Here is a 14442-nt window from a genome sequence, read left to right on the forward strand (position 1 = left end):
GGCTCCTTCTCTGCCTGCCTAAATGTGCGCTTCTCCCGCCATTATAGAACGAACGTTTTCGGAAATATATCACATCTTTCACTCTCCGGAAACCGAATTGTCCGCCCCTGGCCGTCTCCACCGCAGCGGTTTCACCGGTCCGGTCCAGGGGGCGATCGGTCGTTCTGCGGAAGTTTGCATGCCCTGCTTCACACCCCGCCCGGAACTTTCCGACAGCACTCCTTCCGCACCATTCAACCTGTTGTCGGACAATAAAATACAAGAGGGCGCCTGCTTTCGATTTCCCCCGCCGGGGCATACTTGTTGCTCTAATCCCCCGGCATGACCACCACCCGGGCTCTGTCGGCCCGACCCTCGGTCGGGCGAAGGAACCGGACGACTGCGAACCCGTGAATTGACTGGAAATGAAAACAACAGTTTAGCGCTTGTCGTCGCGGCCCCGCTGGGAGACAATCGCGCTGTTGTGGAGACCCTCAGACCAAACGGCAGGGCAAACAACCGGTGAGATGTGCATTGATCCGCACAGACCGCCGGCAGGAATACCGAACACCCATTAACCCTATACTGCATGAGGAGTTGCCGATGAAACACGTTGTGCTTGCACTGGCGCTGGTCTTGTTGCTGTCGCCTCTGGCAAGCGCCCTCTCATTCTCCGGCTCCCTTGCGTCCCCCGCCGGCGTCACTGCCTCGGGCTATTGGGCGCAGCAGGGCTTCAAGATTGAGTGGATGATCGAAGACCAGCCCGATGGTTCCTGGTTTTACCAGTACTGGCTGACCGACGCCCAGGGGAATCCCTGGGAGGTTGCGGCTGTCAGCCATTTCACGCTGGAGATTTCTCCCGATGCTACGGCGTCCGATTTCTGGGGCTATTCCGGCGCCGTTGAGTTCGGCGATCTGAACGGCATGAGCAGCGCCATGAAGCTTGACTTCACGGCCACTCACTACAAGTTCTACTCCAACCGCGCTCCCGTCTGGGGCGACTTCTACGCCAAAGACGGACGGGCCGGCGGTCTGGGGCTGAACGAGGCATACAATGCCGGGTTCGGCGCCCCCGATCCCACCGCCATGCCCGGCAACGGCTCCATCGGCAACAAAATCCTCCGTCCCGACACCTCCACCACGGTGGTGCCGGAGCCGGGGACAATGCTGCTCATGGGCATCGGCCTGGCCGGCGCGGGTGTCGTGCGCCGGTGGCGCCGCACCTAGGCACGAGAGTAACATCTCCCCAAATCCGAAAGGCGGTCCGACCGGACCGCCTTTCGTCGTCCGGCCCCGCGCCCTCCCGCCGCCCGCCCGCCGCCCGCCCTTCACAAATCGTTTGACGAAACCCCGCAGCGCCTGTTTTTTTGTATCTGTGGACGGCGGCGACCGCCCCGGCGGGGACCGCCCTTGTCATACCCGACCCGTACCGCCCGGCCGTCACCTTTCCGCGATCCGAAGACACCGGCCGCCGTACAAGCAGGGAAGAGGGGAGGGTTGATTGGCCTGAGCCTATGTTTGCGAATTTTGTCCATCTCCACACGCACAGCCAGTACTCGCTGCTGGACGGGGCGTGCCGTCTTGACGATGTGATCGCGCTGGCCCGCGAGCAGCGCATGCCGGCGCTCGCTATTACCGACCACGGCAACATGTTCGGGGCGATCGAATTCTACACCAAGGCCCGCCGCGCCGGCCTCAAACCGATCATCGGCTGCGAAGCCTACGTCGCCGGCGGCAGCCGCCTCGACAAGAAACCTTCCAGCCGCTGGCCCGACGGCGGTTTCCACCTGGTCCTCCTCGTGAGAAACCTCACCGGCTACCAGAACCTCGTCAAACTCGCTTCGGCCGCCTTCCTCGAAGGCTTCTACCACCGCCCCCGCATCGACAAGGAACTCCTCCGTCGCCACAGCGAAGGGCTGATCGCCACCAGCGCCTGCCTCAAAGGGGAGGTCGCCTGGCACCTCCTCCAGGGGCGGACCGATGAAGCGGTCGCCGCCGCCCGCGAGCTGCAGGATATTTTCGGCGAAGGGAACTTCTTCCTCGAAATCCAGAACCACGGTCTCGAGCAGGAGCTGCAGAACATTCCCCGCATGGAGGCGATCTCACGCGAAACCGGAATCCCGCTCGTCGCCACCAACGACTGCCACTACCTCCGCCGCGAGGACGCCGAGGCGCACGACGCGCTCCTGTGCATTCAGACCGGAAAGATGGTCGAGGACACCCAGCGCATGCGCTACCGCACCGACCAGCTCTATTTCAAGTCGGCCGAGGAGATGGAGGCCTCGTTCGGCGATTTCAAGGAGGCCCTCCGCAACACCATCCGCATCGCCGAGGCCTGCAACCTCGAACTCGAGATGGACCGCCTCCTCCTGCCGGTCTTTCCGATTCCCGCCGCCTTCTCCAACCCCGACGACTGCCTGGAGCACCTCTGCCGGGAGGGCTGCCGGGAGCGCTACGGCCGGCTGAGCGACGAGATCGAGGGGCGTCTCCGCTACGAGCTGGGGGTGATCCGGCAGATGGGCTATGCCGGCTACTTTCTCATCGTCAAGGATTTCTGCGACTACGCCCGCCGCGAGGGGATCCCGGTCGGTCCCGGCCGCGGCTCGGCCGCCGGGTCGCTCGTCTCCTACGCTCTCCGCATCACCAACATCGACCCGCTCGCTTTCGGCCTTCTCTTCGAACGCTTCCTCAACCCCGAGCGCGTGTCCATGCCCGACATCGACATCGACTTCGCCGACCGCGGCCGCGACAAGATCATCAAGTACGTCATCGACAAGTACGGCGAGGACAACGTCTGCCAGATCATCACTTTCGGCACCCTCGCCGCCCGCGGCGTCATCCGCGACATCGGCCGCGTCCTCGGCATGCCCTACGGCGAGGTCGACAGAATCGCCAAGCTCGTCCCGGAGGGCCCCGGGCAGACGATCGAGCTGGCGCTGAAGAAAGTCCCCGAGCTGGCCGAGCTGCGCAAGAAAGACGAGCGCGTCGACCGCATCCTCTCCTACGCGGTCACCCTCCACGGCCTGGCCCGCCACTGCTCCACCCATGCCGCCGGGGTCGTCATCGCCCCCTCCGCCCTCACCAGCTACGTCCCCCTCTTCAAGTCCGGCAAGGACGAGATCACAACCCAGTACGACATGAAGATGGTCGAGAAGATCGGCCTGCTGAAGATGGACTTTCTCGGCCTGCGCACCCTGACCGTCATCGACGACGCCGTGCGCATGATTCGGGAAAACGACCCCGGCGCGGCCCTCGATCTCGACAACCTCTCGCTCGACGACCCCGAGGTGTTCCGCCTCTTCGCCCGCGGTGACACGGTCGGCATCTTCCAGTTCGAGTCCCCCGGTATGCGCGACTACCTCCGCAAGCTCAACCCGTCGAAGTTTACCGACCTGGTCGTGATGAACGCCCTCTACCGCCCCGGTCCGCTCGACTCGGGCATGATCGACATCTACATCGACCGCAAGCACGGCCGGCAGAGGATCGAATTCGTCCACCCGTCGCTCGAGGAAATTCTCGGCGATACCTACGGCGTGATCGTTTTCCAGGAGCAGGTGCTCAAGATCGCCAACGTCCTCGCCGGCTACCCGCTCGGGCGCGCCGACCTGCTGCGCAAGGCGATGGGGAAGAAGGACGCCGCTCTCATGGCCGCCCAGAAACAGGAGTTCCTCGAGGGGGCCGACCGCCTGGGCGTCCCGCGCAGCGTCTCCGAGGAGGTCTTTCACCAGATCGAGACCTTCGCCCGCTACGGCTTCAACAAGGCCCACTCCACCTGCTACGCCTACGTCGCCTACCAGACCGCCTGGCTCAAGCAGTACTACCCGAAAGAGTTCATGGCGGCCCTCATGACCTCGGAAATCAACGACTCCGACCGCATCTACGCCTTCCTCGAAGAGTGCCGCCGCGCGAACATCGACGTGCTCCCGCCCGACGTCAACCATTCCCAGGTCGATTTTTCCGTAGCCGAGGGGAAGATCCGGTTCGGCCTCCAGGCGGTGAAGAACGTGGGCGGCTCGCCGGCGCTGGCGATTGTCGAGGAACGCCGGCGGGACGGCCTCTACAGCGACCTGGCCGACCTGGTGACCCGGGTGCCGGCCAAGACGCTCAACCGCCGCGTCCTGGAATCCCTCGTCGCCGCCGGGGCGGCCGATTCCCTCCCCGGCAACCGGGCGCAGAAGTACGCGGCCGTCGAGGCCGTGCTCGAGTTCGCCCATAAAGTCCAGGAAGCCGCCGCTTCCCACGACCTGTTCGCCGACAGCGCCGGCGCGCGGCGGGTCCCCCCCGCTCTGCCGCCCCTCGAGGAATGGCCGCGCGCCGAACGCCTCAACCAGGAAAAGACCATGCTCGGCTTCTGGATCTCCGGCCATCCCCTCGACGCCTACCGCGACGAGTTGAAGTCGTTCACGACCTTCACCGCCGACGGTCTCCGGCAGGCGGCCGACGGCCGCGAGGTGACGGTCGGGGGCATCCTCACCGCCGTCAAGAAAATGGTCGACAAGAAAGGGAACATGATGGCGTTCGCCACCCTCGAAGACTACACCGGTTCGACCGAACTGATTCTCTTCTCGAAATGTTACGACGAGAACAAGGAGATCATCGCGGCCGACCGGATGGTGCTGGTGACCGGGCGGGTGTCGACGCGCGAGGGGGAGGCTCCGAAGATCATCGGCGGCGAGGTTCTGCCGCTGGAGAAGCTGACGGAACGCTTCTCCTGCCAGTTGGTTATAAAGATCGATGTGGATTGCCCCGATACCGTACTCGATCAGACGCTCCGCACGCTGGACGCCAGCCGGGGAAGTACCCCGGTGCTCGTGGCGGCCCGCGAAAACGGCTCGGAGGTGTACATCCGGTCGCGCAAGTACGCCGTCAACCCCGATTTCGCCCTGCTGAACTCCCTGAAAGCCATCCTCGGCGAAAGCGGCGCGTACCTGCGCCCCCTGCAGCGCAAAGAAAGTTAACATCCATACCGCAACAAGGTGCCTCATGAAAGCCATCACGCCCATCATGCTCCCGCTTGTGCTCGTCCTCGCCGCCGGCGCGTTTGTGTTCGCCGACGACGAGTCCGGCAAAACCGCCGCCCCGGCCGAAATCCAGTGGGTCGCCTACGACGTCGGCCTCCAGCGCGCCGCCGCCGAGAAAAAGCACGTCCTCGTCGACTTCACCGCCAAGTGGTGCGGCTTCTGCAAGAAGATGGACCGCGAAACTTTCGCCAAACCCGAAGTCGTCGAAATGATCAACGCCAACTTCATCCCGGTGAAAGTCGACGGCGACTCCCAGAAGGAACTCAACGTCAACGGCTACAAGATCACCGAAGCCAACCTCGCCAAGAAAGAATTCGGCGTCCGCGGCTACCCCACGTTCTGGTTTCTCAAGTCCGACGGCAGCAAGCTTGGCCAGATCACCGGATACCGTCCCCCCGACGTCATGATGGAAGCCCTCTCGTACGTGAAGGACGAGCAGTACGACACTACCAAGACGGAGACTCCCAAGAGTAACGACTAGCCCCCGCCGCGCCGATACTGCCGGAGGAGGCCCGCTCCGTCGCCCCGCGCCGGGGCGCGGGCAGACCGCCCAACCGGCATGTCCGGACAACAAGGGAGACGACGCCATGATCCGATTTCTCGCCCCCCTGCTCGCTTTCGGCCTGCTCCTCGCCGGCTGCGGGGACAACAGCGCCGACACCCGGCCGCGGGCCGAAAGGACACCCCAAACGGCCGCCGCGCAGCCGCCTGCCCGGACCCAGCCGCCCGGCCAGGTCGCCTTCACTCTGCGCGACACCGACGGCAACATCCGCACCGCCGACGAATGGCTCGGCAGGAAACCGGTCGTCATCAATTTCTGGGGCACCTGGTGCGGCCCGTGCCGCCGCGAAATCCCCGACATGGTGAAAATCTACCGCGAATACAGCGACCGCATCGAAATCCTCGGCATCGCCCTCAACGACACCCCCGACAAAGTCAAACGCTTCTCCGCCCAGCAGGGCATGACCTGGCAGATGCTCATGGGGGATCAGACGGTCGCGGTGGATTTCGGCATCCGCGGCATCCCGACCACTTTCTTCTTCGACGCGAAGGGTAACTTGTTCCAGGTCGAGGACTACAACGGCACAATCGTCAACCACTACGTCGGCCCCCGCGACTACAAAACCTTCAAACGCGCCATCGAGTCGATCATCAATTCCTCTCCCGCCGGCTCCTGAGGCGCCCTCCGCCGCTGGTCGTATCACAGGCCCCGCCCGGCGCGATCATTCCCGGCTGGTCGCCCACAGCTCTGCTGTGGGTTACCCCTCACATCAACTCATTCTCCTGACAAACGCCCCGGGCGGGCGTAGCTTGACGGCGAGGACACAAAGAGCTCCCGACCCCTGTGCAGACACGAGCTTTCACCCGGCTGATTGCCCCGGCCCGGGCCGCTACTTTCAGTACCCTCTCTACCCCGACTCCTCCTGCTACTTCACCCCCCACGGCTTCAACGCCGTCCCCCTGCGCGACTCGACCGAGCCTCCCTCTTCTTCCCTCACCCGCATCCGGAAAACCTATCCCGACCTCCCCGATCCCCGCACCCTCCCGCCCGACTCCCTCACCTCCGACATGTACACCGAGGACGGCTACCTCAAGTTCTACGAGTACGCCGGTGATATCCCCGGCCTCCTCCCCAGTGTCCCCTACTGGGTCGCTGTCACCGCTTTCGACTTCGGCTCCCCCGAATCATGCGTCCGCCCTCTGGAGTCGGCCATCGCCGAAACCGCTGTGAGCGGCTTCCCCCTCCACGCTTTCGACGCCCCCCTCTCCGGGAGCAATCAGGTCTACATCTACCCCAACCCCTACCGCACCGACGCCGGCTACCGCGTCCAGGGGTTCGAGGGACGGGCGCAGGAGGACCGCTGGGACGAGCGCGTCCGCGCGATCTGGTTTGCCAACCTCCCCCCGCAGTGCACCATCCACATCTACACCCTCAATGGCGACCGGGTGCGCACCCTCGACCACGACACGAATCCCGCCGATCCGCTCCACACCCGCCACGCGTGGGATCTCATCAACCGGAACTTCCAGAAAGTCGAGAGCGGGCTCTACTACTGGGTGGTCGAGGTTCCCGGCCAACCGGCTCAGATCGGCAAACTCGCCATCATCCGCGAGCCCCGCCTTTCCGCGGCGCGGGAGTCCCCGGACTCCCGCCGCGCTTTTTGCTTGCCTGAATCCCCCTTTCCCTTCATCTTGGCGCCGGTACCATGAAAGCGGACATTGGCCGAAATATCGTTGAGCTGCGCGGACGAATCGTCGAGGCCTGCGAACAATACGACCGCGATGCCGACGACATCACCGTGGTCGCCATCACCAAAACCCACCCTCCGTCCGTCATCCGCACCGCGGTCGCCGCCGGCCTGCACAATATCGGCGAGAGCCGGGTCCAGGAGGCCGACGCGAAAATCGCCGCCCTCGGCCAGATCGCCCGTTTCCACATGGTCGGCCATCTCCAGACCAACAAAGTCAAAAGGGCTGTCGAACTTTTCGACGTCATCCAGTCGGTCGACACGCTGAAACTGGCCGATGAGATCAACCGCCAGGCCGGCAAAGCCGAACTCGAAATCGAATGCCTCGTTCAGGTCAACTGCTCCGGGGAAGACCAGAAATACGGCGTTTCGCCGGACGCCTGTCTCGACCTCTGCCGGCAGATCCGAAATCTGGAGAACATCGTCCTCTCCGGCCTCATGACGATCGGCCCGCTCGCGGACGACGAGGACAGCGTGCGCGCCGCATTCCGGCGCTGCCGCGAGTTGTTCCGGCAGGGACAGGATCTGTTCGGCGACGAATTCGACACGCTCTCGATGGGTATGTCGGGCGATTTTCCGCTGGCGATCGCCGAGGGCTCGACCATGCTGCGCATCGGCAGCCTTCTGTTCGGGCAGCGTCCGACCGATGAATTTTCGTACACGGAGGACCGGGAGTCCGACAAGCCGTCCGACTGAGCTGTCTATCTCTCTGTCCTGCTTGCGCATACAACCTGCTCCGACTCTGCGGCAGGCGGCCGTCCCGCCTTCTCAAGTCCCATTCCGTTCTCAATTTTCATCCCCCGTCTCCCGATAACTAATACAGATACAGACCGTACCGGCCCGGTGGCTGCCGGAAAGGCATCTTTCCGTTCCCGGCGCCGGTGGACTGGAAAAGGGAAACTGAAGGAGCTGACCCATGAGTACGGCCCTGTCGCCGAACGATATCCGCAATTACGAGTTCCCGAACCAGATGCGGGGATACGATAAGGATGAAGTGCGCGAGCTCCTGCAGCAGGTGGCCGCGGCCCTGGAGGATCTCAAGCAGGAGAACCTCAAGATCGCGATCGAGCGGGACACGGTCCGCACTCAGCTCGAGGCTCTCAAGCAGTTCGAGGACACGATCAAGAGCGCGGCTATCGACGCCCGCCGCAACGCCGACACTCTCGTGGCCAACGCCAAGCGCGAAGTGGGGGAGATCCTCAACAAAGCCCGCGCCGAGGCCGAGACCATCGTCGGCTCCCGCGCCGACGAAGCCCGTGTCCTCGACGAGCAGATCACCCGCCTGCGCATGGTCAAGGTCTCGTACCAGACCAAGCTCAAGAATCTCATCGAGTCGCACCTCGAGTTGATCGACGAACTCCAGCGGGTGAAGGAGCCGGAGGTGCCGCGGATGCAGCCGGCGCGCCCGACCGCCGCCGCCGAGCCGTCGGCCGACGATACCGCGAAGACTCCGACCATCACGAGCATTCCGGCGACCCCGGCCGCCTCGGAGACGGAGCCCGCCCGGGCCGCCGGCGATTTCCGCCGCGATCTCAGGACGGCGACGACCGCTCCGGAGGCGGATTGGATCCGGCAGGCGCGCGAGGCCAACATCCCCGCCGTCGTGCCGCCCACCCTGAGACCGTTCAAGCCGACCAACGGCCTTGAGGTCGAAGAAGTCACCGAGGTGACGCGCAAAAAGCTCGAGACTTTCAGCACGGAGCCGGAACCGGCCGAACCGGCGCACACCGAAGAGGCCAACGCCGCCGAACAGATTGTCGCGGTCGGTCCCGCTCCGACGGCGCCGCCGCCCCCGCAGCCGGCGATCGACCCGGAACTGGCCGCCGCCCTGGAAAGCTACCAGATGTCCCACGCCACCGCCCCTGAGCTGTCGCGGCGGACAGCGGCGCCCGCCGCCGGCCCGACGGCCGCCGCGGCGTCGGAACGGGATGAATCGATGCGCGCGACCCTCAACGATTTCGATGAGCGCAACCGCACCGGCCGGATCCCGGCTCCCGAGACGCCGGAGGAAGCGGACGCCTCGACCGAGCACAACCTGATCGACATCGACCAGCCGATCGGCGATGCGGCCCCGGCCGCCCGCCCGGCCGCCCCGCGCAAGAGCGCCGCCGCCGTGCCCGAGGACATCGCACGTGAACTCGACGAAGTCGCCGCGCGCTTCGAGGAGGAGATGGACAAAGCCGCCCGCTCCTAGCGGCGGCGCAACGACGCGAAAATCACCCCACGCGCAGTTAAAGGACCGGCCGCACCTTCCCTCCCGCGACCGGTCCTTTCCTTTGCCCTCTTGGCCGCCTTGTCCGCGCCGCCCGGGCCCTTCGGTTCCGACCCAATTTCCCGCGTGACTCCCGCCCCCCGTTTGCTATATTCGCCTCAGTAAACGGAAGGTTTCCGCAGCTGAAGGAGCGTACCCATGCAGACAATAGAGGAATTCCGCGCCATGCTGAACGACGCGGTCGGCTATATCACCTCGCAGATCGCCTTCACCCCCCGGATCGGCATCATCCTCGGCACCGGTTTGGGGAAGCTGGTCGACGGCATCGACATGGTCGGCACGGTCAGCTACGAGAAGATCCCGCATTTCCCCGTCTCCACCGTCGAGTCGCACGCCGGCCGCCTCCTCTTCGGCCGCCTGCGCGGCAAACCGGTGGTCTGCATGCAGGGACGGTTCCACTACTACGAGGGGTACTCGTTTCCACAGATCGCTTTTCCCGTGCGCACCCTCAAAGCGCTCGGTATCCACACCCTCATTGTCTCCAACGCCGCCGGCGGTCTCAACCCGAATTTCGCGCCGGGGGATATCATGCTCATCAAAGACCACATCAACTTCTTCCCCGGCAACCCGCTCATCGGCCCCAACGACGACACCCTCGGCGACCGTTTCCCCGACATGTACGAGGTATACCACCGGCGGTACCAGGCTCTCGCCCGGCAGGTTGCTCTTGAGCTGAAGATCCGCCTCCAGGAAGGCGTGTATGTCGGTCTCACCGGTCCGTGCCTGGAGACCGCCGCTGAGTACCGCATGCTGCGCGGGTTCGGCGCCGATGCGGTCGGCATGTCGACGGTGCCGGAGGTGCTCACCGCCCACCACCAGCGCACGAAGATCCTCGCGTTCTCGATCATCACCGACATGGGTCTGCCGGACAACATGCATCCCTGCTCGCTGGCCGATGTGATCGGGGCCGCGAGTGCGACCGAGCCGATCCTGCGCGACCTGATCGCCGGCTGCGTGGAGAAGATGGAGTAGCAGGCGCTCGCTTCGCCCCCCACGGGCGCAGTACATTTGACGGCAACATTACGCCCGTGGATTCGTCTGATAGGACAAATCGAACCCGCTCTATCCTGCTGTGAAAGGTACGGTATGCGCAAATCGTTCCTGCTCCGTACAACCGCCGGCGTGCTGGTGTTCGCCGCTGCGCTCCTGCTGGCGGCCACCGTGCCGGCCGCCGACAAAACGGCCGAACTCGATGCCTATCTCAGCGCCGCCTGCGATGTCCTCCGGTTCCAGGGAGCCGTGCTTGTGGCCGACGACGGCGTTCCCGTTTTCGTCAAAGGCTACGGCATGGCCGACGTCGCCCACGGCCAGCCCAACACCCCCGAGACCGAGTTCCTCATCGGCTCGGTCACCAAGCAGTTCACCGCGGCCGCCATCCTGCAGCTCCAGGAGCAGGGGACACTCAGCGTCCACGACCCGATCTCGAAATTCCTCCCCGACTTCCCGAAAGCCACCGGCGACCGAATCACGGTCCACCACCTTCTCACCCACACCTCCGGCCTAGTCAGCTACACCGACATCGACAGCCTCATGGCTCGCCGCGGCTTGGACATGACGGCCCGCGAAATTGTCGCTTCCTTCAAAGATCTGCCGCTGCAGTTCGAGCCGGGGGCGATGTACCGCTACTGCAACTCCGGCTACTTCCTCCTCGGGCTGATTATCGAAGCTGTCTCGGGGCAGACCTACGCCGATTACCTGGCGGAGCACATCTTTCGCCCCCTCGGCATGACGCACACGACCTACCCCCCGAACGAGCGGACCCCCAACCGTGCGGTCGGCTACGTGGCTCCGGAAGATACACTCGTCCCGGCCGATCCGATCTCGATGACCCTCCCGTATGCCGCGGGCGCCCTCGCCTCCACGGTCGGCGACCTGCTCATCTGGGACCAGGCGCTCTACGGCGACCGGGTTCTCTCGGAAGACTCCCGGAAGCAGATGTACACCCCCGCCCTGGAGAACTACGGGTACGGCTGGATGGTGGCGGAACGGTTCGGCCGGCGCGAGATTTCCCACGGCGGCGGCATCGATGGTTTCACCAGCGTCATCGCCCGCTACCCCGACGACCGGCTGACCATCATCGTCCTGTGCAACAACATGTCGGCCAATGCCGCCGGCCTCGGCTCCACGCTCGCCGCGATCATGTTCGACCAGCCCTATGACCGGCCGGTCCGGAAAACACCGGCGGCGGCCGACCCCGCCTCGTTCGATGCCCTCGTCGGCGTCTACCGGGTCGGCGACAACTCGTACCGGGTGATTCGCCGCGACGGCGACAACCTCTACTCGCAGCGGACCGGCGGCCCGGTCTTCCAGGTCTTCCCCGAGGCCCCCGACAAATTCTTCTTCGAGAACGACAATTCGACGACACTCGTTTTCATCCGCGACCAGGCGGGCGCGGTGGTGGCCCACCTGATCCACCAGTCGGGCGTCGACACCCGCTGCGACCGGGTCACCGGACCGCTCGCGGACAGCCTCATGGCGGAGCGGGCGGTGGTCCCGATCGACCCGGCGGTCTTCGCGCGTCTGGTCGGCGACTACGAACTCGCGCCGGGGTTTGTCCTCACGTTTCGCGCCCGCGACGGCCGCTTCTTCTCGCAGGCCACCGGCCAGCAGGAATTCGAAATCTTCCCCGCCGGCGAAACCGAATACTTCCTGCGTGTTGTCGACGCGCAGATCACATTCCAGCTCGACCCGGCGACCGGCCGCGCCACCGGCCTGATCCTCCACCAGGGAGGTCGCGACATGCCGGCCAAGAAGATCAAGTGACCCTAAGCCGCGGGTGGGTCGGGTTCCGCGTTCGCCGAAAGCGGACGAGCAGCCCGGCTCGCCCGCGGCCGGCAAAATCCCGCCCGCCGCCCTTGCGCCCGCCGCTCTTACCTGCGATATTGCGCCCGATGGCGAACCAACCAAACGAAAGGCCCCCCATGTCCTGCGCGACCGGCACCGATGACCAGAAAACAATCCCCACCCGCGACCAGGTCGAGGAACGCTACCAATGGAACCTCGCCGACCTCTATCTGTCCGACGAGGCCTGGGATGACGACGCCCGCCGCGTCGAGGAACTCATCCGGAACGCCGCCGGGTTCGCCGGGCGCCTCCACGAGTCGCCGGACACGCTCTACCGGTGTCTGAAGAGCCGCTCCGACCTCGGGCTGGCCATGTTCCGTCTCTACCAATATGCGAAGTTGAGCCAGGATATCGACAACCGGGTCTCGAAATATCAGGCCATGACCGACCGCGCCGCGGCCCTTTCTGCCCGCGGCCGCGCCGCTTTCGCCTTTGTCGAACCCGAACTGCTGGCGATCGATGAGCAGGCGCTCCGCGCGATGGCCGCGCGCTTCCCGCACACCGACGAATACGACTTCTACATCAACGAGCTCATCCGCACCCGCGCCCACGTCCGCACCCAGGAGGTGGAGGAACTCCTCGCCCTCTCGGCCCAGGTCACTCGCGGCCCGGAGACAATTTTTACCATGCTGGACGACGCCGACCTCTCCTACCCGACTGTCCAGGACGAGTCCGGCCGGGATGTCCAGCTCACCAAGCAGCGCTACGCCAAGCTGATGGAATCGTCCGACCGCCGGGTGCGGCACGATGCCTACCATGCGTTCTACCGCCCCTACCGGGAGCACCTCAACACGCTCGGGGCGTCGCTCGCCGCCGCGGTCAACGCCGACGTGTTCTACGCCCGCGCCCGCCGGTTCGACAGCTGCCTGGCGGCCGCCCTCTTCGGAGACAACATCCCCGTCTCCGTCTACCGCAACCTCATCGAGACCACCGAGGCCCATCTCGAGGGGATGCACCACTACCTGCGCGTCCGGCAGCGTCTCCTCAAAGTGGAGCAGCTCCACACCTGGGATCTCGCCTGCCCGCTCTTTCCCGAGGCCGACTACGAGGTCGCCTACGACGATGCGATCGCGGAGATTCTCGACGCCCTCCGGCCGCTCGGCCCGACTTACCTCGACGTTCTCCGCCGGGGGTTCGCCTCGCGCTGGGTGGATGTCTTCGAAACCGCCGGCAAAGCCTCCGGCGCGTTCAGCTGGGGGAGCTACGGCGTGCACCCGTTCGTGCTCATGAACTACAACGCCACGGTCGACAACATGTTTACGCTCGCCCACGAGATGGGCCATGCCCTGCACTCCCACCTCTCCAATACGCACCAGCCCTACCCGAAAGCCCAGTACTCAATCTTCGTCGCCGAAGTCGCCTCCACTCTGAACGAAGGTCTTCTCCTGCAGCACCTGCTGTCGAAGGCCCAGGACAAGACCACCCGGCTCTACCTGCTCAACCGGTACATCGACAACACCATGGGGACCTTCTTCAACCAGGTTCTCTACGCCCACTTCGAGCTGGCCATCCACGCACAGGTTGAGGGCGGGGGAGCCCTGTCGCCCGAGTGGCTCACGGCGCTGTGGGCCGACCTCACCCGAAAATACTACGGCCCGGACCTGGGCGACGATCCCTACTTCGGCCTCAAGTGGTGCCGCATCCCGCACTTCTACATGACCTTCTACGTCTACCAGTACGCCACCTCCTACGCCGCCTCCGAGTCGATTCTGGATAACGTCCTGGCCGGCGGCCCTGACTCGATCAACCGCTACCTCGACCTGCTGGCCGCCGGCGGGAGCGACTACCCGATTGAGCTCCTGCGCCGCGCCAGTGTCGACATGAGCCGCCCCGCGGCGATCGAGTCCACTCTCACCCGTTTCGCCGACCAGGTCGCGGAGCTTGACCGCCTCTCGCAAGAATAGGAGCGCGCCGCCCGAGGGAAAAGCACGTGAAAGCCGTGGTATTCTGAACATAGTCATCTTCGTGTTCAACCTCCCCGCCGCGGCCGCCGTCCTCCACCTGTTCAACTTCCCGCTCGGCGCGGCTCTGGGGGTCTACTCCTTCCGGGCCCTTCTTGACCTGCCGTCCCGCTCCC

General features: G+C 64.9%; 10 protein-coding genes. All 10 read left to right on the plus strand.

The annotated features are described in order from the left end of the window. Positions 1-582 precede the first annotated feature (582 nt). The 10 genes from KA261_06720 to pepF all read left to right on the plus strand — a co-directional run bounded on the left by KA261_06720 (position 583) and on the right by pepF (position 14269). Complete coding sequence (locus KA261_06720; protein MBP7697488.1) at positions 583-1206, plus strand: PEP-CTERM sorting domain-containing protein; 624 nt, start codon at positions 583-585, stop codon at positions 1204-1206. Between the two features lie 287 nt (positions 1207-1493). After that, entirely contained in the window at positions 1494-4937 is a 3444-nt protein-coding gene (locus KA261_06725) for a DNA polymerase III subunit alpha (protein ID MBP7697489.1), read from the plus strand. A 25-nt stretch (positions 4938-4962) separates the two neighbouring features. Next, complete coding sequence (locus KA261_06730; GenBank protein MBP7697490.1) at positions 4963-5481, plus strand: thioredoxin fold domain-containing protein; 519 nt, start codon at positions 4963-4965, stop codon at positions 5479-5481. Between the two features lie 106 nt (positions 5482-5587). Beyond that, positions 5588-6178, plus strand: a complete 591-nt coding sequence (locus KA261_06735; protein MBP7697491.1) for a TlpA family protein disulfide reductase — start codon at positions 5588-5590, stop codon at positions 6176-6178. Positions 6179-6311: 133 nt separating this feature from the next. Next, positions 6312-7211 carry a hypothetical protein gene (locus KA261_06740; protein MBP7697492.1) on the plus strand — a complete coding sequence of 300 codons (900 nt, stop codon included), beginning with the start codon at positions 6312-6314 and terminating at the stop codon, positions 7209-7211. Next, positions 7208-7945, plus strand: coding sequence for a YggS family pyridoxal phosphate-dependent enzyme (locus tag KA261_06745; protein ID MBP7697493.1), 738 nt, complete (start codon positions 7208-7210; stop codon positions 7943-7945). The genes KA261_06740 and KA261_06745 overlap by 4 nt, the downstream gene beginning before the upstream one ends. Before the next feature lie 220 nt (positions 7946-8165). After that, positions 8166-9443, plus strand: coding sequence for a DivIVA domain-containing protein (locus KA261_06750; protein ID MBP7697494.1), 1278 nt, complete (start codon positions 8166-8168; stop codon positions 9441-9443). 216 nt (positions 9444-9659) lie between these two features. Continuing rightward, complete coding sequence (locus KA261_06755) at positions 9660-10493, plus strand: purine-nucleoside phosphorylase (GenBank protein MBP7697495.1); 834 nt, start codon at positions 9660-9662, stop codon at positions 10491-10493. Between the two features lie 114 nt (positions 10494-10607). Then, positions 10608-12284 carry a serine hydrolase gene (locus KA261_06760; protein ID MBP7697496.1) on the plus strand — a complete coding sequence of 559 codons (1677 nt, stop codon included), beginning with the start codon at positions 10608-10610 and terminating at the stop codon, positions 12282-12284. Between the two features lie 158 nt (positions 12285-12442). Next, positions 12443-14269, plus strand: coding sequence for an oligoendopeptidase F (gene pepF, locus KA261_06765; GenBank protein MBP7697497.1), 1827 nt, complete (start codon positions 12443-12445; stop codon positions 14267-14269). The last annotated feature ends 173 nt before the right edge of the window (positions 14270-14442 follow it).

Source organism: Candidatus Zixiibacteriota bacterium, assembly GCA_017999435.1.
Lineage (GTDB): Bacteria > Zixibacteria > MSB-5A5 > GN15 > FEB-12 > JAGNLV01.

Excerpts from the sequence above, each read along its gene's own strand:
- KA261_06730 (MBP7697490.1), top strand. The coding sequence starts at position 4,963 with ATGAAAGCCATCACGCCCATCATGCTCCCGCTTGTGCTCGTCCTCGCC.
- KA261_06725 (MBP7697489.1), top strand. The coding sequence starts at position 1,494 with ATGTTTGCGAATTTTGTCCATCTCCACACGCACAGCCAGTACTCGCTG.
- KA261_06735 (MBP7697491.1), top strand. The coding sequence starts at position 5,588 with ATGATCCGATTTCTCGCCCCCCTGCTCGCTTTCGGCCTGCTCCTCGCC.
- KA261_06755 (MBP7697495.1), top strand. The coding sequence starts at position 9,660 with ATGCAGACAATAGAGGAATTCCGCGCCATGCTGAACGACGCGGTCGGC.
- KA261_06760 (MBP7697496.1), top strand. The coding sequence starts at position 10,608 with ATGCGCAAATCGTTCCTGCTCCGTACAACCGCCGGCGTGCTGGTGTTC.
- KA261_06750 (MBP7697494.1), top strand. The coding sequence starts at position 8,166 with ATGAGTACGGCCCTGTCGCCGAACGATATCCGCAATTACGAGTTCCCG.
- pepF (MBP7697497.1), top strand. The coding sequence starts at position 12,443 with ATGTCCTGCGCGACCGGCACCGATGACCAGAAAACAATCCCCACCCGC.
- KA261_06745 (MBP7697493.1), top strand. The coding sequence starts at position 7,208 with ATGAAAGCGGACATTGGCCGAAATATCGTTGAGCTGCGCGGACGAATC.
- KA261_06720 (MBP7697488.1), top strand. The coding sequence starts at position 583 with ATGAAACACGTTGTGCTTGCACTGGCGCTGGTCTTGTTGCTGTCGCCT.